Source organism: Streptomyces sp. NPDC047014 (assembly GCF_040644195.1).
Taxonomy (GTDB): Bacteria; Actinomycetota; Actinomycetes; order Streptomycetales; family Streptomycetaceae; genus Streptomyces.
Genome location: NZ_JBEYVX010000011.1, coordinates 60,724 through 81,812, shown reverse-complemented (window position 1 = coordinate 81,812; position 21,089 = coordinate 60,724). Strand labels below are relative to the sequence as shown.

Genomic DNA, 21,089 nt, shown 5'->3' with positions numbered 1-21,089 from the left:
AACCCCCTGCCACGCGGTGATGTGATGCCACCACCGTGCTGGGCGCACTCCCCGCCCCCCAAGTACCCACGGAAGCCCACGACCGCGCACGCGCCGCTCACGCCCCGCACACACGCCCCACCACCGGAGGCGCGAGCCGTGCGGAGGAGAGGGGTCCCGGGAAGCACCTGAGCCCACCCGCCGGGGCGGATGGGCTCACCGCGCACCGGATCATCCGGCCGCTTCGTACAGGTCGGGGACCTCGGTCAGCGGTAGTTCACGAACTGGATCGCGAAGTCCAGGTCCTTGCCCTTGAGGAGCGCCTGGACCGCCTGGAGGTCGTCACGGCTCTTGGAGCTGACGCGCAGCTCCTCGCCCTGGACCTGGGCCTTGACGCCCTTGGGACCCTCGTCCCGGATGATCTTCGCCACCTTCTTGGCGTTCTCCTGGGAGATGCCCTCCTCGATGTTGGCGAAGATCTTGTACTCCTTGCCGGACAGCTGCGGCTCGCCGGCGTCCAGCGCCTTGAGCGAGATCCCGCGCTTGACCAGCTTGGTCTCGAAGACGTCGAGGACGGCCTTGACGCGCTCCTCGGAGTTCGCCTCCATCAGGATCTTCTCGCCGGACCAGGCGATGGTGGCGCCGGTGCCCTTGAAGTCGTAGCGCTGCGAGAGCTCCTTGGCGGCCTGGTTGAGGGCGTTGTCGACCTCCTGCCGCTCGACCTTCGAGACGATGTCGAAACTGGAGTCGGCCATGTGCTGTGGCTCCTTGAAGTCGGGTGTGATCGCCCCGGAGGGCGCGGCCGGACATGCCCGGACCGCTCGGCAAAGCCTAGCCACCGCGCCCACCCGCGGCGCTGATCAATCCGGTGGCGAAGCACCCCCGGTCATCAGGTATCGTTTACGTCGTTGCCAAGGAGCACCGCCACAAAGCGGACTCACCGGCGACATCCCATGGCGGTGTGCCCGAGTGGCCAATGGGAGCGGACTGTAAATCCGTCGGCTTAGCCTACCCAGGTTCGAATCCTGGCGCCGCCACGCGAGTGGAACCCCCGTTTTCTGCGGTATCGCAGAGGACGGGGGTTCTTTCGTCATGGCCCGAATGCCCGGGTTCCCGCACCGCCCGACAGGGCGTCAGTTGCCCGCCACGTCCTTCACGGCCACCTGCACCGGCGTCGAGCCGGAGACCAGCTCCAGGGTCAGCCCCGCCGTCGCCGGGGTCTCGACCAGCTCGGCCAGTACGGCGGCCACGTCGTCGCGCGGGATCATCCCGCGGCCCGTCCGGGCCTCCAGCCGGACCAGGCCCGTCCCGGCGTCGTCGATCAGCGAGCCCGGCCGCAGGACGGTCCACTCCAGGCCGAGGCGGGTGCGGACATGGTCGTCGGCCTCGCCCTTCGCCCGCAGGTAGGCGTCGAAGACCTCGTCACCGCCGTGGTGGGAGTCGGCGCCCATCGAAGAGACCATCAGGAAGCGGCTCACCCGCGCCCGTTCCGCCGCGTCCGCGAGCAGGACCGCCGCCCCGCGGTCCACGGTGTCCTTGCGTCCCGCGCCGCTGCCGGGTCCGGCGCCCGCGGCGAACACCGCCACGTCCGCGCCCTGAAGGATCCCCGCCACGTGCTCCACCGAGGCCGACTCCAGATCACAGAGCACCGGCTCGGCACCCGCCGCCCTGAGGTCGTCGCCCTGTGCCGGGTCGCGGATGATGCCCGCGACCTCGTACCCGCGCGCGGCGAGCAGGCGCTCCAGCCGCAGCGCGATCCGACCGTGTCCACCCGCGATGACGATGCGCATGACCCGACCGTACGTCGAGCCGGGCGCGGCTGCCCGCGAACGCACGGCGAACTTCAGGGGCCGGGCTCCGTACGGCCCTGCCGGGGCAGGTCCAGGGCGACGGCGACCGCGGAGTCGCAGTACTCCCGCACCGCACTCGTACGGGCTACCACCCGCCCGCGGTGGATCACGATCCGGCTGTACGCGAGGGACAGCACGCCCGCGATCCGCTCCCCGCGCACCGCGAGCAGCTCCGCGGGGAAGCCCGCCTCCACCCGCACCTCCGGCAGGCCCATCGCGGCGCGGGCGCAGGCGCTCACCGTCTCGTAGGCTTCGGCGGCCCGGAGCCCGCCCTGGGAGGCCAGGAGGTACGCGGCCTCCAGCGGGTCGCCCCGGCCGACCGGGTTGCCGACGTCCCGCAGCGCCCCGCTGCCCGCGGCGACGAGCACACCGGCCGCGCGCAGCAGCCGTACGGGGGCGGTGCGCAGGCCGCGGCGTTCCAGGGCCGCGCAGTCGCCCTGGGGCAGGCAGGTGACCCGTACGCCGGCCGCCGCGAGCTGGTCGGCGGCGCGGGTCGCCGCGTCCAGGGGGAGCCGGGAGAGGCCGCCGCAGGGGCCGATGGTCACCCCGGGCCGCAGCCCGCCGGCCATGGCGGCGAGCCGGGAGAGGCGGGCGGGATCGTCACCGTCCGTGTGGAGGTCCACGGGGCAGCCGTGCTCGTCGGCGAGTCCCAGGACGGCTTCGAGGAAGCCCGACGGGTCCGGGTCCAGGTCCGGGCAGCCGCCGATCACCGAGGCGCCCATCTTCACCGCGTCCCGCAGCATCGCGAGCCCGTCCGCGCCGGCCACCCCGGTCAGCAGCCGGGGGACGGCGACGGCGGTCAGATCGGCGAGCCCGCGCAGGGAGCGGCGGGCCTGGAGCACGGCCTCCAGGGGGCCGAGGCCGTGCACGTCGCCGATGCGGACGTGGGAGCGCATCGCGGTGGCGCCGTGCCCGAGCTGGAGCAGGGCGGCCTCGGTGGCCCGGCGCTGGACCTCGTCGGGGCTGTAGGAGACGGGCCCTTCCACATCGGCGGTGAGGGCGGTGTCCCCGTGGGCGTGCGGTTCGGCGGGAGCGGGGAGGAGCAGGTAGCCGCCGAGGTCCACCCGGGACAGCGTCGGCGAGAGCAGGCTGCCCGCCGTGCCGACGGCCTGGATCCGGCCCCCGCCGAGGCGGACGTCGACGGTGCGGCCGTCGGTGAGGCGGGCCCCGGCGAGCAGCAGGGTGGTGCCCTCCGGGGCGGCAGCGTTGCCGTTGCCGCCGCGGGGGGAGTGGAACGGCTGCTGCGGCTGGCTGTCGGACATCGCGCTCCTGCGGTGGCTCGGGCGGTTCTCGGGGCCGTGGCCGCGGCCACGGGCCAAGATCACGCAGCGTGCTCAGAGCGTAGGGCGCGGCGCACTCCGCTTCGGGGAGGAGCGCAATAGTCGTACCGGTGTGGTGCCCCGCGCGGATGTGAGCCCGCGCACAAAAAGGCCGGGAAGAGGGCCGGGGGCGCGTGGAGGCTTGATCGGGAAGAGCCGGCGAACCCCCTCCGAGCCCAGGTGCCGCAAAGGATTTGGGCGATCGGCGGGCAACCGTGTAATGTCTTCATCGCTCGCCCCAATAGCTCAGTCGGTAGAGCGTCTCCATGGTAAGGAGAAGGTCTGCGGTTCGATTCCGCATTGGGGCTCTGGTGAGAGAGGTTCCCCGCCCTCGGGTGGGGAGCTGATCACATCAAAGCGGCGTAGCTCAGTCGGTAGAGCAAGCGGCTCATAATCGCTGTGTCACCGGTTCAAGTCCGGTCGCCGCTACCCACAGTAGCCGATTGCGGGGTCGGTCTCCCGATCGGCTACTCTTTTATGCGTTCATCCGTCCCATAGTCCGTCAAGGAGCACTCACGTGGCTGCCACCGACGTCCGCCCGAAGATCACGCTGGCCTGCGTGGAGTGCAAGGAGCGGAACTACATCACCAAGAAGAACCGGCGTAACAACCCGGACCGCATGGAGATGAAGAAGCACTGCCCGCGCTGCAACTCGCACACCGCGCACCGCGAGACCCGCTGACCCCAGCGAAGTCTCGAATACAGGCACCGTCATGAGGTCGTCCCCTTCATTGGGGGCGGCCTCGTGTCGTTTCCGTGCCTGATCTTCGCCCCTGTCTTTGTTTCCGTGTGTTTCGTGTCCCTTCATCAGGAGGTAGTGAGTCATGGCTCTCGACCAGTCCTTCGTGGGGCGGAGCTACCCGCCCACCGATCCGTACGAGGTCGGCCGGGAGAAGATCCGCGAATTCGCGGTGGCGGTGGGAGACACCAATCCCGTCTACACCGACCCCGAGGCCGCCAAGGCGTTCGGCCACCCCGATGTGATCGCCCCGCCGACGTTCGTGTTCGCGATCACGTTCAAGGCCGCCGGGCAGGTCGTCGAGGACCCGCAGCTGGGCCTGGACTACAGCCGCGTCGTGCACGGCGACCAGAAGTTCGCCTACTCCCGCCCGGTGCGCGCGGGTGACCGCCTCTCGGTGGCCTCCACCATCGAGGCCGTGAAGTCCCTCGCCGGCAACGACATCATCGACATCCGCGGCGAGGTCCACGACGAGACCGGCGAGCACGTGGTGACGGCCTGGACGAAGCTCGTCTCCCGCGCCCCCGAGGAGGCATGACATGGCAGCGCTGATCAAGTACGCCGACGTCGAGGTCGGCACCGAGCTGCCCGCGGCGTCCTTCCCCGTGACGCGCGCCACGCTGGTGCAGTACGCGGGCGCCTCCGGCGACTTCAACCCGATCCACTGGAACGAGAAGTTCGCCAAGGAGGTCGGGCTGCCGGACGTGATCGCGCACGGCATGTTCACGATGGCCGAGGCGATCCGCGTGGTCACCGACTGGGTCGGAGACCCGGGCGCGGTGGTCGAGTACGGCGTGCGCTTCACCAAGCCGGTCGTGGTCCCGAACGACGAGGCGGGCGGGCTGATCGAGGTCTCCGCGAAGGTCGCGGTGAAGCTGGACGACAACCGGGTGCGGGTCGACCTGACGGCCGTCAGTGCCGGTCAGAAGGTCCTCGGCATGTCCCGCGCCGTGGTCGCGCTGGCCTGAGCGGCACCGGGGGAGAGTGAGGGGGCGGGGGGGAAACCCCGCCCCCTTCGCGTGCCCCGCGCCTCCCGCACGCCGCTCCGTGCCGGGGAACACGCCCCTTGACGCAGTTAGTGATTGGCCACTAACTTAACAACATGGCAAGGATGAGCGCAGAGGAGCGGCGCGAGAGCGTCATCCGCGCGGCGATGCACGAGTTCGCCCGCGGCGGCTACCACGGGACCTCCACCGAGGCGATCGCCAAGCGCGTGGGCGTCTCGCAGCCGTACCTCTTCCGGCTCTTCCCCAACAAGCAGGCGATCTTCCAGGCCGCATCCGAGCGGTGCCTCAAGGACATGCGCGAGCACTTCGCCACCGCCGTCGAAGGGCTGCACGGGGAGGCGGCCCATCAGGCCATGGCCAACGCCTACACCCGGCTGATCACCGAAGATCCCGACAAGCTCCAGATGCAGCTCCAGATGTACGTGGCCGTGGCCGCCGCCGAGGCGGCCGGCGACCACGAGTTCGGGGAGGCCGTCCGCTCCGGCTGGATGGAGCTGTGGGACACCGCCCACCTGCCGCTCGGCGGGAACCCGGAGGAGACCACGGTCTTCATGGCCTACGGGATGCTGATCAATGTCCTGGCCGCCATGGGCTTCCCGTTCGAGCACCGGGTGTGGGAGGGGTTCTACCCGTCGGCCCGCGTCACCGGCCGTCTTGAGGTGTGAGGGGCGGCGCGCGGGCCGGATCGCGCGCTTTCCCATGCCCACGAAAGTTAGTCAGCAATAACTAACAACCAGCAGGGGGACCATCATGCAGCACACGCAAGGCGCCGACACCAGCCCGGGCACCAACCCAGGCGCCGACCCCGGCACCAACCCCGGCACCGACCCCGACACCCGGCTCCGCGGCCCGGCCGTCTGGGCCCTCGTCCTCACCGGCGTGGCCAGCTTCATGGCCGCCCTCGACAACCTCGTCGTCACCACCGCCCTCCCCGCCATCCGCGAGGACCTCGGCGGCCGGCTGGAGGACCTGGAGTGGACGGTGAACGCCTACACGCTCACCTTCGCCGTCCTGCTCCTCTTCGGCTCCGCCCTCGGTGACCGCTTCGGCCGCCGCCGGCTGTTCATAGCGGGCCTCGCCGTCTTCACCGGTGCCTCCGCCGCGGCCGCCCTCTCGCCCGGTATCGACGCGCTCATCGCCGCCCGCGCCGTGCAGGGCGTCGGCGCCGCCGTCATGATGCCGCTCACCCTCACCCTGCTCACCGCCGCCGTGCCGCCCGCCCGCCGCGGCCTGGCCCTCGGGATCTACGGCGCCGTCACCGGCCTCGCCGTCGCCAGCGGCCCCCTCATCGGCGGCAGCCTCACCGAGCACATCTCCTGGCAGTGGATCTTCTGGCTGAACGTGCCGATCGGCCTCGCCGTGATCCCGCTCGCCCGGCTGCGCCTCGCGGAATCCACCGTGCCGGACGCCCGCCTCGACGTCCTGGGCACCGTCCTCGTCAGCACCGGCCTCTTCGGGATCGTCTACGCCCTCGTCAACGCCAACGCCGAGGGCTGGACCAGCGCCCCCGTCCTCACCGGGCTGATCGCAGGCAGCGTGCTCGTCGGAGCCTTCGTCCGCCACGGGTTCACCCACCCGAACCCCATGCTCCCCATGCGGCTCTTCCGCGACCGCGGCTTCTTCGGCATCAACATCGCCGGGCTGCTGATGTTCCTCGGCATGTTCGGCTCGATCTTCCTGCTCAGCCAGTTCTTCCAGGGCGTCGCCGGCTACTCGCCCACCGAGGCCGGACTGCGCATGCTGCCCTGGACCGGTATGCCGATGATCATCGCCCCGCTGGCCGGGATCCTGTCCGACCGCATCGGCGGCCGCCCGGTCGTCGCCGCCGGACTGGCCTTCCAGGCGCTCGGCCTCGGCTGGTTCGCCGCGGTCCTGGACGCCGAGATCTCGTACGCGGCGCAGCTCCCGCCGCTGATCCTCAGCGGGATCGGCATGGCGCTGTACTTCGCGCCCGCCGCCAACGTCCTGATGTCCACCGTGGCCCCCGCCGACCAGGGCCGGGCCTCCGGCACCAACAACGCCCTCCGCGAGGTCGGCGGAGCCCTCGGCGTGGCCGTCCTCGCCTCGGTCTTCTCCGCCCAGGGCGGCTACGAGTCCCCGCAGGCGTTCACCGACGGCACCGTGCCCGCGCTGTGGATCGGGGCCGCGGCGGTCGCCGTCGCCGCCGCGCTGGCCCTGCTGGTGCCGCGCCGGGCCAGGGACACCGCCCGGGCCGCGGCCCCGCTCGCCCCCGCCGGCCCGGTGGACAAGATCGCCGCGACCCGCTGACCCCGCACCGGAGGAGAGCCCGTCATGCCCGACATCCCCTGGTCCACCCCGCATCGCCCCGACCCCGGCGCCGAGGTGTACGTCATGGCCTCCCGCTTCGAGACCGCCACCCTCGCCGGAGCCCTCCGGTTCCTGCTCAGGTCCCCCGGCATCATCCGCCAGGTCCGCGCGGCCCCGGGCGCCCACGGCGCCGCCCTCCGGGCCCGCGTCCTCGGCCGTACCTTCCTCACCCTGTCCGCCTGGGAGGACCGCGACGCCCTCTACCGCTTCGCCCGCGCCGAGCCCCACCGCTCCGGCTCCCGCGCCGCCGCCGCTTACACGAAGGAATCCGCCTTCACCTTCTGGACCGTGCCCGCGAGCGAACTCCCCATCGGCTGGGACGAGGCCGAGCGGCGGCTCGCCGAGCGCGGGGCGGCGTACTGAGGTGCGGCCGTGGCCCCGCCGGGATGCGAGGGGCACGGACCGTACTCTTGTCCACGTGCAGGAACTCCACGACGCCCCCCTCGCCCCCCTGACCACCTTCCGTCTCGGTGGTCCCGCCGCCCGCCTGGTCACCGCCACCACCGACGCCGAGGTGGTGGCCGCCGTCCGCGCCGCGGACGAGAGCGGCACGCCCCTCCTGATCATCGGCGGCGGCAGCAACCTGGTCATCGGCGACCAGGGCTTCGACGGCACCGCCCTGCGCATCGCCACCACCGGCTTCCACCTGGACGGGACCCGCCTGGAGCTCGCCGCCGGCGAGAACTGGAGCGACGCCGTCGCCCGTACCGTCGAGGCGGGCCTCGCCGGCATCGAATGCCTCGCCGGAATCCCCGGCTCGGCCGGCGCCACCCCCATCCAGAACGTCGGGGCGTACGGCCAGGAGGTCTGCGACACCATCAGCGAGGTCGTCGCCTACGACCGCACCACCGGCGAGACGGTCACCCTCAGCGCCGCCGACTGCGCCTTCCGGTACCGCCACAGCACCTTCAAGGACCAGCCCGACCGCTACGTCGTCCTCCGCGTGCGCTTCGCCCTGGAGGACGCCGGCGGCCTCTCCGCGCCGGTCAAGTACCCCGAGACCGCCCGCGCCCTCGGCGTCGGGGCGGGCGACCGGGTCCCCGCCGCCGCGGCCCGCGAGACCGTCCTGCGCCTGCGCGCCGGCAAGGGCATGGTCCTCGACCCCGCCGACCACGACACCTGGTCCGCCGGATCCTTCTTCCACAACCCGATCCTGACGGACGACGCCTACGCCGCCTTCCTCGCCCGCGTCCAGGACCGCCTCGGCGCCGAGGCCGCCCCGCCCGCCTACCCCGCGGGTGAGGGCCGTACGAAGACCAGCGCGGCCTGGCTGATCGACAAGGCCGGCTTCACCAAGGGCTACGGCAGCGGCCCCGCCCGCATCTCCACCAAGCACACCCTCGCCCTCACCAACCGCGGCGAGGCCACCACCGAGGACCTGCTCACCCTGGCCCGCGAGGTCGTCGCGGGCGTCCACGCGGCCTTCGGCGTCACCCTCGTCAACGAGCCGGTGACGGTCGGCGTCAGCATCTGAGGAGCCCCGGCCGCCCATGCTCTGCCCTCTGCACGGCGCCGGTACGGACCCCACCCGGCTCGTGGGCCGCACGCTCAGCAGGGTCGTCGCCTCCTGGCACATCAGCGACGGCGAACGCTCCGAGTCCCCGCTCGACGTATGGCTGATCGACAGCGTCGGCGACTCCATCCGGATCACCACCGGGTCCGACCAGTGCCTCATCGTCGAGTCCGCCGCGCCGCACAAGCCGTACGACATGGGGGAGTGGGGCCGTATCGAGGTCGGTGAGGACCTCGGCGACCACCCCTTCCTGCGGCACCTCGGCGAGACCGTCGCCTCCGTCGCCGAGTTCGCGCTGCCCGAACAGGGCCGCACCCACCTGGAGATCGGCTTCCCCGACGGCCGCCGGGTGCGCGCCGACTGCTACGAGGGGGACCTGCGGCTCACCCGGTGAGCCAGTGGTCGATCCCCGCCAGCAGCTTGGCCTGCACCTCCTCCGGCGCCGCGCTGCCGCGCACCGACTGGCGGGCCAGCTCCGCGAGCTCCGCGTCCGTGAAGGCGTGGTGGCGGCGCGCGATCTCGTACTGGGCCGCCAGCCGGGACCCGAACAGCAGCGGGTCGTCCGCGCCCAGCGCCATCGGCACCCCGGCCTCGAACAGCGTGCGCAGCGGCACGTCCTCCGGCCGCTGGTACACCCCGAGGGCGACGTTGGACGCCGGGCAGACCTCGCAGGTGATCTGCCGGTCCGCGAGCCGCTTGAGCAGCCGCGGGTCCTCCGCCGCCCGTACGCCGTGCCCGATGCGGGACGCGTGCAGATCGTCCAGGCAGTCCCGGACCGAGGCGGGGCCGGTCAGCTCGCCGCCGTGCGGGGCCGCGAGGAGGCCGCCGTCGCGGGCGATGGCGAAGGCCCGGTCGAAGTCGCGGGCCATGCCGCGCCGCTCGTCGTTGGAGAGCCCGAAGCCGACGACGCCGCGGTCGGCGTAGCGCACGGCGAGCCGGGCCAGGGTGCGGGCGTCGAGGGGGTGCTTCATGCGGTTCGCGGCGATCAGGACCCGCATGCCGAGTCCGGTCTCGCGGGAGGCCGCGTCCACCGCGTCGAGGATGATCTCGACCGCCGGGATCATCCCGCCCAGCAGGGGGGCGTAGGAGGTGGGATCCACCTGGATCTCCAGCCAGCCGCTGCCGTCCCGTACGTCCTCCTCCGCGGCCTCGCGCACCAGGCGCTGGATGTCCTCCGGCTCGCGCAGGCAGGAGCGGGCGGTGTCGTAGAGGCGCTGGAAGCGGAACCAGCCGCGCTCGTCGGTGGCGCGGAGCTTGGGCGGCTCGTCGGCGGTGAGGGCGTCGGGGAGGCGCACGCCGTACTTGTCGGCCAGCTCCAGCAGGGTCGATGGTCGCATCGAGCCGGTGAAGTGCAGGTGGAGGTGGGCCTTCGGAAGAAGCGTGAGATCGCGTGCGTGCTCCATCCGGTGATCCTGCCGTACCGCTGCGCTCGGCGGGAGGGGGTTTTACCGATCGGGGGCTTGCGCGAACGCCTGAGCGGTGCCTCCCGGGCTCCGCCCGGCCCCGCGCCCCGCACGCCGTCGGGGCTGGATGGCGCGGCTGAAGCCGAAACGGCGAGCGGCGCCTCCCCCCGTGGGGAAGGCGCCGCTCGGGTGGGGCCGGGGTCAGACCTTGGCCTCGGCCAGGAGCTTCTGGACGCGGGACACGCCCTCCACCAGGTCCTCGTCGCCCAGGGCGTACGAGAGGCGCAGGTAGCCGGGGGTGCCGAACGCCTCGCCCGGGACCACCGCGACCTCGGCCTCGTCCAGGATCAGCGCGGCCAGCTCCACGGAGGTCTGCGGGCGCTTGCCGCGGATCTCCTTGCCGAGCAGGTCCTTGACCGAGGGGTACGCGTAGAACGCGCCCTCGGGGGTCGGGCAGAACACGCCGTCGATCTCGTTCAGCATCCGGACCATGGTCTGGCGGCGGCGGTCGAACGCCTTGCGCATCTCCGCGACGGCCTCCAGGTCGCCCGAGACGGCGGCCAGCGCGGCGACCTGCGCCACGTTGGAGACGTTGGAGGTGGCGTGCGACTGCAGGTTCGTCGCGGCCTTGATCACGTCCTGCGGGGCGATGACCCAGCCCACGCGCCAGCCGGTCATCGCGTACGTCTTGGCGACGCCGTTCACGATGATGCACTTGTCGCGCAGGGCCGGGACCAGCACGGGCAGGGAGGTGAACTTCGCGTCCCCGTAGACCAGGTGCTCGTAGATCTCGTCCGTCAGCACCCACAGGCCGTGCGCGGCCGCCCACTCGCCGATCGCGCGGGCGTCGTCCTCGCTGTAGACCGCGCCGGTCGGGTTGGAGGGGGAGACGAACAGGACGACCTTGGTGCGCTCGGTGCGCGCGGCCTCCAGCTGCTCGACGGAGACCCGGTAGCCGGTGGTCTCGTCGGCGACGACCTCGACGGGGACACCGCCCGCGAGACGGATGGACTCGGGGTACGTGGTCCAGTACGGGGCCGGGACGATGACCTCGTCACCCTGGTCCAGGACGGCCGCGAACGCCTCGTAGATCGCCTGCTTGCCGCCGTTGGTCACCAGGACCTGCGAGGCGTCGATCTCGTAGCCGGAGTCGCGCAGCGTCTTGGCGGCGATGGCGGACTTGAGCTCGGGCAGGCCGCCGGCGGGCGTGTAGCGGTGGTACTTCGGGTTGCGGCAGGCTTCGACCGCGGCCTCGACGATGTAGTCCGGGGTCGGGAAGTCGGGCTCGCCGGCGCCGAAGCCGATCACCGGACGCCCGGCGGCCTTGAGGGCCTTGGCCTTGGCGTCCACGGCGAGGGTGGCGGACTCGGAGATGGCGCCGATACGGGCGGACACGCGGCGCTCGGAGGAAGGCGTTGCAGAGGTCATACGGGCAATCGTCCCAGACCTCGAAGAAGCCCCGCACACCGTTTCAGGGAACGGACCGGAGCCGCCCCGGAGGGATGCTGTTCGACGTCAGGGCCGGGTTCACGTACACTCACCTGTCGTTGGACCTCGCCGACCGGCGCAGAGCGTGAGCACTCCGTGCACTCGCCCGGATGCGGTAGGTTGGGGGACACAAAGGGTCGTAGCTCAATTGGTAGAGCACTGGTCTCCAAAACCAGCGGTTGGGGGTTCGAGTCCCTCCGGCCCTGCTCCACACTCCTTCTCGGACGTGTGTGCGCAGGTACGTACTTTGATGCAACGCCGTGCGGCGCAACCGGGCGCGGTACGGCCACGACCCGGATTCAGGTGAGAGACGTGACGGACGCCCTGGGCTCCATCGACATGCCTGACGCCGAGGACGAGACGCGCGAGAAGAAGGCCCGCAAGGGCGGCAAGCGCGGCAAGAAGGGCCCTCTGGGCCGGCTCGCGCTGTTCTACCGCCAGATCGTCGCGGAACTCCGCAAGGTTGTCTGGCCCACTCGCAAGCAGCTCACGACGTACACCACCGTGGTGATTGTCTTCGTGGTCATCATGATCGCTCTGGTGACCGTGATTGACTATGGGTTCCAGGAAGCCATCAAGTTCGTCTTCGGCTGATCCCCGCGGAGGGCGGCGCCTTGATGGGTGCCGCCCGTTTTCGCATGTTCCACCACCTTTTGTATCCAGGAAGAAGCAGCCACCGTGTCTGACCCGAACCTGAACGTGAGCCACGACTCCGTCGAGTCCGTCGAGGACGAGCTCGACATCGTCGAGGCGGCGGACGCTGTGGACCCCGACGAGGCCGAGCTCGCCGAGGCCGAGGCGGATGTCGCTGCCGAGGAGGCCGCGCTGCACGTCGAGGACGAGGACGAGGCAGACGCCGCGCCCGAGGAGCTCGAAGAGACCGCGGCCGACGTCGAGATCGCGGACGAGGCCGATGAGGCCGCGGCCGACGACGAGGCCGAAGAGGCCGAGCCCGCCGAGCCCGTCGACCCGATCCAGGCCCTGCGCGAGGAGCTCCGCCTGCTCCCCGGCGAGTGGTACGTGATCCACACCTACGCCGGCTACGAGAAGAGGGTGAAGGCGAACCTCGAACAGCGTGCCGTCTCGCTGAACGTCGAGGAGTTCATCTACCAGGCCGAGGTGCCCGAGGAAGAGATCGTCCAGATCAAGAACGGCGAGCGCAAGAACGTCCGGCAGAACAAGCTGCCCGGCTACGTTCTCGTCCGCATGGATCTGACGAACGAGTCCTGGGGCGTCGTCCGCAACACCCCCGGTGTCACCGGCTTCGTCGGCAACGCCTACGACCCGTACCCGCTGACCCTCGACGAGATCGTCAAGATGCTCGCCCCCGAGGCGCAGGAGAAGGCCGCCAAGGCCGCCGCGGAAGAGGCCGGTCTGCCCGCGCCCGCCGTCAAGCGCGCGATCGAGGTCCTGGACTTCGAGGTCGGCGACTCGGTCACCGTCACCGACGGCCCGTTCGCGACGCTCCAGGCGACCATCAACGAGATCAACCCCGACTCGAAGAAGGTCAAGGGCCTCGTCGAGATCTTCGGTCGCGAGACCCCGGTCGAGCTCAGCTTCGACCAGATCCAGAAGAACTGATCCACTCCTCGTGGGCCACGGCTTCTGAGCCACAGCTTCCGGACAGGTCAGACCACCCCTCGCGGGCGGTCTGACCTGCTCGGTTTTTAGCCCCGCACCGATACCCGTTATCGTGGTGCGGTATGCCTCCATCCGGATGACCGGATCGGTGGCTGAAAACTCTCACTAGGACCCGGAGAGAGCAATGCCTCCCAAGAAGAAGAAGGTCACGGGGCTTATCAAGCTCCAGATCAAGGCCGGTGCGGCCAACCCGGCTCCGCCGGTCGGCCCCGCGCTCGGTCAGCACGGCGTCAACATCATGGAGTTCTGCAAGGCGTACAACGCCGCGACCGAGTCGCAGCGTGGCATGGTCGTGCCGGTGGAGATCACGGTCTACGAGGACCGCACCTTCACCTTCATCACCAAGACGCCGCCGGCTGCGCGCCTCATCCTGAAGCACGCGGGCATCGAGAAGGGCTCCGGCGAGCCCCACAAGACCAAGGTCGCCAAGCTGACGGCCGCTCAGGTCCGCGAGATCGCCGAGCTGAAGATGCCCGACCTGAACGCCAACGACATCGACGCCGCCGTGAAGATCATTTCCGGCACCGCGCGTTCGATGGGCGTCACGGTCGAGGGCTGATCCAGCCACCCCCCTGCACCACCAGTGGTAGGGCCAAGCGCTGGCCCGCACCACGACTCCATGCCTGAATCCGAAATACAGGAGCTGAAGTGAAGCGCAGCAAGACTCTCCGCGCTGCGGACGCCAAGATCGACCGGGAGAAGCAGTACGCCCCGCTCGAGGCCGTCCGTCTCGCCAAGGAGATCACCTCGACCAAGTTCGACAGCACCGTCGAGGTCGCCTTCCGCCTGGGTGTCGACCCGCGCAAGGCCGACCAGATGGTCCGCGGCACCGTGAACCTCCCGCACGGCACCGGCAAGACCGCCCGGGTCCTGGTCTTCGCGACCGGTGACCGTGCTGCGGCCGCGGAAGCCGCCGGCGCCGACATCGTCGGCGATGACGAGCTGATCAACGAGATCGCCAAGGGCAACCGCCTGAACGAGTTCGACGCCGTGGTCGCCACCCCGGACCTCATGGGCAAGGTCGGCCGCCTCGGCCGCGTGCTCGGTCCCCGTGGCCTCATGCCGAACCCGAAGACCGGCACCGTCACGATGGACGTCGCGAAGGCTGTCACCGAGATCAAGGGTGGCAAGATCGAGTTCCGCGTCGACAAGCACTCGAACCTGCACTTCATCATCGGCAAGGTCTCCTTCTCCGATGAGCAGCTCGTCGAGAACTACGGCGCGGCCCTGGACGAGATCCTGCGTCTCAAGCCGTCCGCCGCGAAGGGCCGCTACCTGAAGAAGGCCGCCCTCAGCACCACCATGGGCCCCGGCATCCAGCTGGACCCGAACCGCACCCGGAACCTCCTCGTCGAGGAAGACCCGGCTGCTGTCTGAGCCTGACGGCTCACCGAGTGGCTGAACGGGCCCCTCGCCCCCTCCAAGGGCGGCGAGGGGCCCGTTTTCCGTCTCCTGCGCCCCTCTGTGCGAACCCTGTGCGAACCCTGTGCGTCAGCTGTCGGTGACGGGTCGTACAGTCGACAGGGGCAGCGTCACGCGCGGAACCGCCGCGGACCGGGCGCTGACCGGACACGGGGTGGGAACACATGAACGCGTACCGCAAGAAGACCGTCTCGGCCGTCCTGGCGGCTCTCCTGCTCGCGGTCGGGGCCACGGCCTGCCAGAGCGGGGACGACGCGAAGAAGGACAAGGGGGCGCCGGCGCCGGCCAAGGCCGCGGAGAAGCCGGCGGAGGTGACGCCCGCCGCGTACCTGGAGAAGACGAAGAAGAAGTCCGAGGAGATCAGCTCCCTCCGGTACAGCATCGTCGGCGACGTCGCGGGCCAGAAGGTCACCGGCGAGGCCGCTGTGCGGATGAAGCCGACCGTGGCCATGTCGATGCGGATGGACTCGCCCGAGAAGCCGGGCGAGAAGGTCGAGATCCGCCTGCTCGACAGCACCATGTACCTGGGCGCCCAGAGCAAGTGGCTCAAGTTCGACCTCAAGGCCCTCGCCCCGGACCAGGCCAAGCAGCTGGACTCGCTCGGGGCGGCCCAGCAGGGCCAGAACCCGGCCGACACGGCCGACAGCCTGGGCAGCGCCAAGGACCTCACGAAGGTCGGCGAGGAAACCGTCGACGGGCAGAAGACCACGCACCTGACGGGCACCGTCTCGGTCGACGAGCTGCGGTCGCGCAACGCCGCCGCCTCCAGCCCGGAGGCCAAGGAGCGCCAGGGCAAGAACCTCGCGGCGCTGGAGGCGCAGGGCATCAAGTCCCTGACCATGGACATCTGGATCGACGAGAACGACCAGCCCAAGCAGGTCCGCACTCGGGGCGCCGGCACGTCCGGCCCGATGGACGTCACCGTGAAGTTCCTGGACATCAACAAGCCCGTCGAGGTCGCCGCGCCGCCGGCGGAGCAGGTCATCGACCTGGCCGAGATGATGAAGGAAGAGGGCGGGGGCTCCGCCTGACCCCCGCCGCCGGCCCGGCCGGAGAGGGCTCCAGGGGCGATTTGCCTCGGGTGGAGCCGTTCACGTACTCTTCTGCAGAAGCCAAAGACCGCTGGTCGTTGCTGTGCCCGTCAGGGCGTGGTGGCCGAAGGATCCGTTGATTGCGGACGACCCGCGCAGGTGACTGTGGAAGAGTTCCCGGAAGACATTCCGGTCGAGCTACGCCCTGGCGCCTGCGCCGGGGCGTTTTGTATGTCAGCCCCTTCTGAGCGGTCCTCATCACCCGGAAGGAGGCGAACGCACCATGCCGACGCCCAACAAGGCTGCATCGGTGGCCGAGCTCAAGGACGCGTTCCAGAGCTCCAACGCCGCCGTGCTGACCGAGTACCGGGGTCTCACCGTCGCGCAGCTCAAGACGCTGCGTCGCTCCCTCGGTGAGAACGCCCAGTACGCCGTGGTGAAGAACACGCTGACCAAGATTGCGGCCAACCAGGCCGGGATCACCGCGCTGGACGAGCACTTCGCTGGTCCGACCGCGGTCGCCTTCATCACCGGTGACCCGGTGGAGTCGGCGAAGAGCCTGCGTGACTTCGCCAAGGACAACCCCAACCTGATCATCAAGGCGGGTGTCCTTGATGGTAAGGCGCTCTCCGCCGATGACATCAAGAAGCTTGCGGACCTCGAGTCCCGCGAGGTTCTGCTCAGCAAGCTGGCCGGCGCGTTCAAGGGCAAGCAGTCCCAGGCTGCCTCGCTCTTCCAGGCGCTGCCGTCGAAGTTCGTCCGCACCGCGGAAGCGCTTCGCGTCAAGCTCGCCGAGCAGGGCGGTGCCGAGTAATTCGGCTCGCGCACTGATCCGCGCCGCCTAGTGCGCGGGTCGTAGCGGGCCGTTACGCCCGCCTCTAAAGACATATCGGCACCTGCCGAATTAGTGGAAGGATCGCCCATCATGGCGAAGCTCTCTCAGGACGACCTCCTCGCCCAGTTCGAGGAGATGACCCTCATCGAGCTCTCCGAGTTCGTGAAGGCGTTCGAGGACAAGTTCGACGTCACCGCCGCCGCGGCCGTCGCCGTTGCCGGTCCGGCCGGCCCGGGTGCCGTTGCCGAGGCCGAGGAGGAGAAGGACGAGTTCGACGTCATCCTCACCGGTGCCGGCGACAAGAAGATCCAGGTCATCAAGGTCGTGCGTGAGCTGACCTCCCTGGGTCTGAAGGAGGCCAAGGACCTCGTGGACGGCGCCCCGAAGCCGGTCCTCGAGAAGGTCGCCAAGGACGCCGCCGAGAAGGCCGCCGAGGCCCTCAAGGGCGCCGGTGCGGCCGTCGAGGTCAAGTAACACCTCAGGGGCCCTCTGAGGCCCCTGCCAAGGGCGATCACCCGTAAGGGTGGTCGCCCTTCGGCGTACCCGCGATGCCTGACTTGCCCTGGTCCTGTTGGGGAGTAGGGTGATCATCGTTGCCCCGACGCAGGGTCCGGAGATGATCCGCTCGGAGCAGGGGGCCTTGACGAACGGGACGCGGCGCAGCATTCTCAGACCCGTCGAGAGGTCGGCCACCTCGATCCGAGATCCGAGGCATGGAACGACTACGAAGAGGGCAGTACTGATACGCGCTCTGTACATGGGAGCCGCGGGGTTGACGCAGGGTTGATCGACATGGGGAAGGGCCTGTTGCCGGTTTCCGGAAACCTGGTCTGGACATCAGTGAGCCAAGTGGCTACACTGACCCTTTGCGCTGCCTGTTAGCTGTCCCCTGCCCGTCGCCAGGGACATGCCCACGCTTGAGCACACTTGATTGATCCGCCCTGACCTGGTGTTTTGACCGGATTCGGGGGGCCCTGTCTTCTGTGTCTGCTGGGACCGGTACGCGCGTAGTGAGTCCGAGCCCTCGGAAGGACCCCCTCTTGGCCGCCTCGCGCAACGCCTCGACCAATACGAACAACGGTGCCAGCACCGCCCCGCTGCGCATCTCCTTTGCAAAGATCAAGGAGCCCCTCGAGGTTCCGAACCTCCTGGCGCTGCAGACCGAGAGCTTTGACTGGCTGCTCGGCAACGCCGCCTGGAAGTCTCGCGTCGAGTCGGCGCTCGAGAGTGGACAGGACGTCCCCACCAAGTCCGGTCTGGAAGAGATCTTCGAGGAGATCTCGCCGATCGAGGACTTCTCCGGGTCGATGTCGCTGACCTTCCGCGACCACCGTTTCGAGCCGGCGAAGAACTCCGTCGACGAGTGCAAGGAGCGCGACTTCACGTACGCGGCTCCGCTGTTCGTCACGGCCGAGTTCACGAACAACGAGACCGGTGAGATCAAGTCTCAGACGGTCTTCATGGGCGACTTCCCGCTCATGACCAACAAGGGCACCTTCGTCATCAACGGCACCGAGCGTGTCGTGGTGTCGCAGCTCGTCCGTTCCCCCGGTGTCTACTTCGACTCCTCCATCGACAAGACGTCCGACAAGGACATCTTCTCCGCCAAGATCATCCCTTCCCGGGGTGCCTGGCTGGAGATGGAGATCGACAAGCGCGACATGGTCGGCGTCCGCATCGACCGCAAGCGCAAGCAGTCCGTCACCGTCCTCCTCAAGGCTCTCGGCTGGACCACCGAGCAGATCCTGGAGGAGTTCGGCGAGTACGAGTCCATGCGCGCCACCCTGGAGAAGGACCACACCCAGGGTCAGGACGACGCGCTGCTCGACATCTACCGCAAGCTGCGCCCGGGCGAGCCGCCGACCCGTGAGGCCGCTCAGACGCTGCTCGAGAACCTCTACTTCAACCCGAAGCGCTACGACCTCGCGAAGGTCGGCCGCTACAAGGTGAACAAGAAGCTCGGCGCCGACGAGCCGCTCGACGCCGGTGTGCTCACCACCGACGACGTCATCGCCACGATCAAGTACCTGGTCAAGCTGCACGCCGGCGAGACCGAGACGATCGGCGAGTCCGGCCGTTCGATCGTGGTCGAGACCGACGACATCGACCACTTCGGCAACCGTCGTCTGCGCAACGTCGGCGAGCTCATCCAGAACCAGGTCCGTACGGGTCTGGCGCGTATGGAGCGCGTCGTGCGCGAGCGCATGACCACCCAGGACGTCGAGGCGATCACGCCGCAGACCCTGATCAACATCCGGCCGGTCGTCGCCTCCATCAAGGAGTTCTTCGGCACCAGCCAGCTGTCGCAGTTCATGGACCAGAACAACCCGCTGTCGGGTCTGACGCACAAGCGTCGTCTCTCGGCGCTGGGTCCCGGTGGTCTGTCCCGTGAGCGGGCCGGCTTCGAGGTCCGTGACGTGCACCCCTCGCACTACGGCCGCATGTGCCCGATCGAGACCCCCGAAGGCCCGAACATCGGTCTGATCGGCTCGCTCGCCTCCTACGGCCGCGTCAACGCGTTCGGCTTCGTGGAGACCCCGTACCGCAAGGTCATCGACGGTGTCGTCACCGACGACGTCGACTACCTGACGGCCGACGAGGAAGACCGCTTCGTCATCGCGCAGGCGAACGCCGCCCTGTCCGAGGACATGCGCTTCACCGAGAACCGCGTGCTGGTCCGCCGTCGTGGCGGCGAGATCGACTACATCGCCGGCGACGACGTCGACTACATGGACGTCTCCCCGCGCCAGATGGTGTCCGTCGCGACCGCGATGATCCCCTTCCTGGAGCACGACGACGCCAACCGCGCCCTCATGGGCGCGAACATGATGCGCCAGGCCGTTCCGCTCATCAAGGCGGAGGCCCCGCTCGTCGGCACCGGCATGGAGTACCGCTGTGCGGTCGACGCCGGTGACTCGATCCGCGCGGAGAAGGACGGTGTGGTCCAGGAGGTCTCGGCCGACTACATCACCGTCGCCAACGACGATGGCACGTACACCACGTACCGCGTCGCGAAGTTCTCCCGGTCGAACCAGGGCACCTCGGTCAACCAGAAGGTCATCGTCAACGAGGGTGACCGGATCGTCGAGTCCCAGGTCCTCGCCGACGGACCGGCGACCGAAGAGGGCGAGATGGCCCTCGGCAAGAACCTGCTCGTCGCGTTCATGCCGTGGGAAGGCCACAACTACGAGGACGCGATCATCCTGTCGCAGCGCCTCGTGCAGGACGACGTCCTCTCCTCGATCCACATCGAGGAGCACGAGGTCGACGCCCGTGACACCAAGCTGGGCCCCGAGGAGATCACCCGGGACATCCCGAACGTCTCCGAGGAGGTCCTGGCGGACCTCGACGAGCGCGGCATCATCCGCATCGGTGCGGACGTCGTCGCCGGTGACATCCTGGTCGGCAAGGTCACGCCCAAGGGTGAGACCGAGCTGACCCCGGAGGAGCGCCTGCTCCGCGCGATCTTCGGTGAGAAGGCCCGCGAGGTGCGCGACACCTCGCTCAAGGTCCCTCACGGTGAGATCGGCAAGGTCATCGGTGTCCGCGTCTTCGACCGCGAGGAGGGCGACGAGCTTCCCCCGGGCGTGAACCAGCTGGTCCGCGTCTACGTCGCCCAGAAGCGCAAGATCACCGACGGTGACAAGCTCGCCGGCCGTCACGGCAACAAGGGCGTCATCTCCAAGATCCTCCCGATCGAGGACATGCCGTTCCTGGAGGACGGCACCCCGGTCGACATCATCCTGAACCCGCTGGGTGTCCCGTCCCGAATGAACCCGGGACAGGTCCTGGAGATCCACCTCGGCTGGCTCGCCAGCCGCGGCTGGGACGTCTCCGGTCTGGGTGAGGAGTGGGCCGAGCGACTGAAGGCCATCGGCGCCGACCGCGTCGAGCCCGGCACCAACGTCGCCACCCCCGTGTTCGACGGCGCCCGCGAGGACGAGCTCGCCGGCCTCTTCGAGCACACCATCCCGAACCGCGACGGCGACCGCCTGGTCCTCCCGTCCGGCAAGGCGCGCCTGTTCGACGGCCGCTCCGGTGAGCCGTTCCCGGACCCGATCTCGATCGGGTACATGTACATCCTCAAGCTCCACCACCTGGTCGACGACAAGCTCCACGCCCGTTCGACCGGTCCGTACTCGATGATCACGCAGCAGCCGCTGGGTGGTAAGGCACAGTTCGGTGGCCAGCGATTCGGCGAGATGGAGGTGTGGGCGCTCGAGGCGTACGGCGCCGCCTACGCCCTCCAGGAGCTGCTGACCATCAAGTCCGACGACGTCACCGGCCGCGTGAAGGTCTACGAGGCCATCGTCAAGGGCGAGAACATCCCCGAGCCGGGCATTCCCGAGTCCTTCAAGGTGCTCATCAAGGAAATGCAGTCGCTCTGCCTCAACGTGGAGGTGCTGTCCTCGGACGGCATGTCCATCGAGATGCGCGACACCGACGAGGACGTCTTCCGCGCGGCGGAGGAGCTCGGTATCGACCTGTCCCGGCGCGAGCCGAGCAGCGTCGAAGAGGTCTGACGGGCCTGACG

General features: G+C 69.5%; 21 protein-coding genes and 4 tRNA genes. 20 read left to right on the top strand and 5 right to left on the bottom strand.

Annotation, left to right across the window (positions count from 1 at the left end; translation table 11 throughout):
* Window positions 1-245: 245 nt before the first annotated feature.
* Window positions 246-734, bottom strand: coding sequence for a YajQ family cyclic di-GMP-binding protein (locus tag ABZ873_RS10245; RefSeq protein WP_360868092.1), 489 nt, complete (start codon window positions 732-734; stop codon window positions 246-248).
* Between the two features lie 200 nt (window positions 735-934).
* Here ABZ873_RS10245 and ABZ873_RS10240 point away from each other — a divergent pair.
* Window positions 935-1,016 (top strand) — tRNA-Tyr (locus tag ABZ873_RS10240).
* Window positions 1,017-1,112: 96 nt separating this feature from the next.
* On the opposite strand, the gene ABZ873_RS10235 is transcribed toward ABZ873_RS10240, so the two are convergent.
* Together ABZ873_RS10235 and ABZ873_RS10230 are read right to left on the bottom strand one after the other, a co-directional pair.
* On the bottom strand, window positions 1,113-1,769 hold the full coding sequence (locus ABZ873_RS10235; RefSeq protein WP_360868090.1) for an SDR family oxidoreductase: 657 nt from the start codon (window positions 1,767-1,769) through the stop codon (window positions 1,113-1,115).
* A 53-nt stretch (window positions 1,770-1,822) separates the two neighbouring features.
* Window positions 1,823-3,091 (bottom strand): amidohydrolase family protein, encoded by a 1,269-nt coding sequence (locus tag ABZ873_RS10230; RefSeq protein WP_360868087.1) that lies wholly within the window; start codon window positions 3,089-3,091, stop codon window positions 1,823-1,825.
* A 292-nt stretch (window positions 3,092-3,383) separates the two neighbouring features.
* Between ABZ873_RS10230 and ABZ873_RS10225 the strand changes: the two genes are divergently transcribed.
* From ABZ873_RS10225 to ABZ873_RS10180, 10 genes are all read left to right on the top strand, one after another.
* Window positions 3,384-3,456: transfer RNA gene (locus tag ABZ873_RS10225), tRNA-Thr, on the top strand.
* Between the two features lie 48 nt (window positions 3,457-3,504).
* Window positions 3,505-3,577, top strand: a tRNA-Met gene (locus tag ABZ873_RS10220).
* Between the two features lie 88 nt (window positions 3,578-3,665).
* On the top strand, window positions 3,666-3,830 hold the full coding sequence (rpmG, locus tag ABZ873_RS10215) for a 50S ribosomal protein L33 (RefSeq protein WP_007265873.1): 165 nt from the start codon (window positions 3,666-3,668) through the stop codon (window positions 3,828-3,830).
* A 142-nt stretch (window positions 3,831-3,972) separates the two neighbouring features.
* A complete protein-coding gene (locus ABZ873_RS10210; RefSeq protein WP_360868085.1) occupies window positions 3,973-4,425 on the top strand; it encodes a MaoC family dehydratase N-terminal domain-containing protein in 453 nt (150 codons plus the stop codon).
* Window position 4,426: 1 nt separating this feature from the next.
* Entirely contained in the window at window positions 4,427-4,855 is a 429-nt protein-coding gene (locus tag ABZ873_RS10205; RefSeq protein ID WP_360868083.1) for a MaoC family dehydratase, read from the top strand.
* Between the two features lie 134 nt (window positions 4,856-4,989).
* Window positions 4,990-5,559, top strand: coding sequence for a helix-turn-helix domain-containing protein (locus ABZ873_RS10200; RefSeq protein WP_360868081.1), 570 nt, complete (start codon window positions 4,990-4,992; stop codon window positions 5,557-5,559).
* 85 nt (window positions 5,560-5,644) lie between these two features.
* On the top strand, window positions 5,645-7,162 hold the full coding sequence (locus ABZ873_RS10195) for a DHA2 family efflux MFS transporter permease subunit (RefSeq protein ID WP_360868079.1): 1,518 nt from the start codon (window positions 5,645-5,647) through the stop codon (window positions 7,160-7,162).
* A 24-nt stretch (window positions 7,163-7,186) separates the two neighbouring features.
* Window positions 7,187-7,585 carry a DUF3291 domain-containing protein gene (locus ABZ873_RS10190; RefSeq protein WP_360868076.1) on the top strand — a complete coding sequence of 133 codons (399 nt, stop codon included), beginning with the start codon at window positions 7,187-7,189 and terminating at the stop codon, window positions 7,583-7,585.
* A gap of 1 nt (window position 7,586) precedes the next feature.
* Window positions 7,587-8,696, top strand: a complete 1,110-nt coding sequence (locus ABZ873_RS10185; protein ID WP_360868074.1) for a UDP-N-acetylmuramate dehydrogenase — start codon at window positions 7,587-7,589, stop codon at window positions 8,694-8,696.
* A gap of 16 nt (window positions 8,697-8,712) precedes the next feature.
* Window positions 8,713-9,129 carry a hypothetical protein gene (locus ABZ873_RS10180; RefSeq protein ID WP_360868071.1) on the top strand — a complete coding sequence of 139 codons (417 nt, stop codon included), beginning with the start codon at window positions 8,713-8,715 and terminating at the stop codon, window positions 9,127-9,129.
* On the opposite strand, the gene ABZ873_RS10175 is transcribed toward ABZ873_RS10180, so the two are convergent.
* Window positions 9,119-10,138, bottom strand: coding sequence for an adenosine deaminase (locus ABZ873_RS10175; protein ID WP_360868069.1), 1,020 nt, complete (start codon window positions 10,136-10,138; stop codon window positions 9,119-9,121). The genes ABZ873_RS10180 and ABZ873_RS10175 overlap by 11 nt on opposite strands.
* A 201-nt stretch (window positions 10,139-10,339) precedes the next feature.
* Window positions 10,340-11,566: a pyridoxal phosphate-dependent aminotransferase gene (locus tag ABZ873_RS10170; protein WP_360868066.1), complete on the bottom strand. Its 1,227-nt coding sequence runs from the start codon at window positions 11,564-11,566 to the stop codon at window positions 10,340-10,342.
* 193 nt (window positions 11,567-11,759) lie between these two features.
* On the opposite strand from ABZ873_RS10170, the gene ABZ873_RS10165 reads away from it, so the two are divergent.
* From ABZ873_RS10165 to rpoB, 9 genes are all read left to right on the top strand, one after another.
* Window positions 11,760-11,832 (top strand) — tRNA-Trp (locus tag ABZ873_RS10165).
* 106 nt (window positions 11,833-11,938) lie between these two features.
* Window positions 11,939-12,220 (top strand): preprotein translocase subunit SecE, encoded by a 282-nt coding sequence (secE, locus tag ABZ873_RS10160; RefSeq protein WP_360868063.1) that lies wholly within the window; start codon window positions 11,939-11,941, stop codon window positions 12,218-12,220.
* Window positions 12,221-12,304: 84 nt separating this feature from the next.
* Complete coding sequence (nusG, locus tag ABZ873_RS10155; RefSeq protein WP_360868061.1) at window positions 12,305-13,207, top strand: transcription termination/antitermination protein NusG; 903 nt, start codon at window positions 12,305-12,307, stop codon at window positions 13,205-13,207.
* Between the two features lie 184 nt (window positions 13,208-13,391).
* Window positions 13,392-13,826 carry a 50S ribosomal protein L11 gene (rplK, locus tag ABZ873_RS10150; protein ID WP_030773771.1) on the top strand — a complete coding sequence of 145 codons (435 nt, stop codon included), beginning with the start codon at window positions 13,392-13,394 and terminating at the stop codon, window positions 13,824-13,826.
* Window positions 13,827-13,915: 89 nt separating this feature from the next.
* Window positions 13,916-14,644, top strand: coding sequence for a 50S ribosomal protein L1 (gene rplA, locus ABZ873_RS10145; RefSeq protein ID WP_360868058.1), 729 nt, complete (start codon window positions 13,916-13,918; stop codon window positions 14,642-14,644).
* Between the two features lie 209 nt (window positions 14,645-14,853).
* Window positions 14,854-15,720 (top strand): LppX_LprAFG lipoprotein, encoded by an 867-nt coding sequence (locus ABZ873_RS10140; RefSeq protein WP_360868055.1) that lies wholly within the window; start codon window positions 14,854-14,856, stop codon window positions 15,718-15,720.
* 283 nt (window positions 15,721-16,003) lie between these two features.
* Window positions 16,004-16,534, top strand: coding sequence for a 50S ribosomal protein L10 (gene rplJ, locus ABZ873_RS10135; protein ID WP_030653597.1), 531 nt, complete (start codon window positions 16,004-16,006; stop codon window positions 16,532-16,534).
* Between the two features lie 111 nt (window positions 16,535-16,645).
* Window positions 16,646-17,029, top strand: a complete 384-nt coding sequence (rplL, locus tag ABZ873_RS10130; protein ID WP_360868053.1) for a 50S ribosomal protein L7/L12 — start codon at window positions 16,646-16,648, stop codon at window positions 17,027-17,029.
* 566 nt (window positions 17,030-17,595) lie between these two features.
* Complete coding sequence (rpoB, locus tag ABZ873_RS10125) at window positions 17,596-21,078, top strand: DNA-directed RNA polymerase subunit beta (RefSeq protein ID WP_360868050.1); 3,483 nt, start codon at window positions 17,596-17,598, stop codon at window positions 21,076-21,078.
* Window positions 21,079-21,089: the final 11 nt, after the last annotated feature.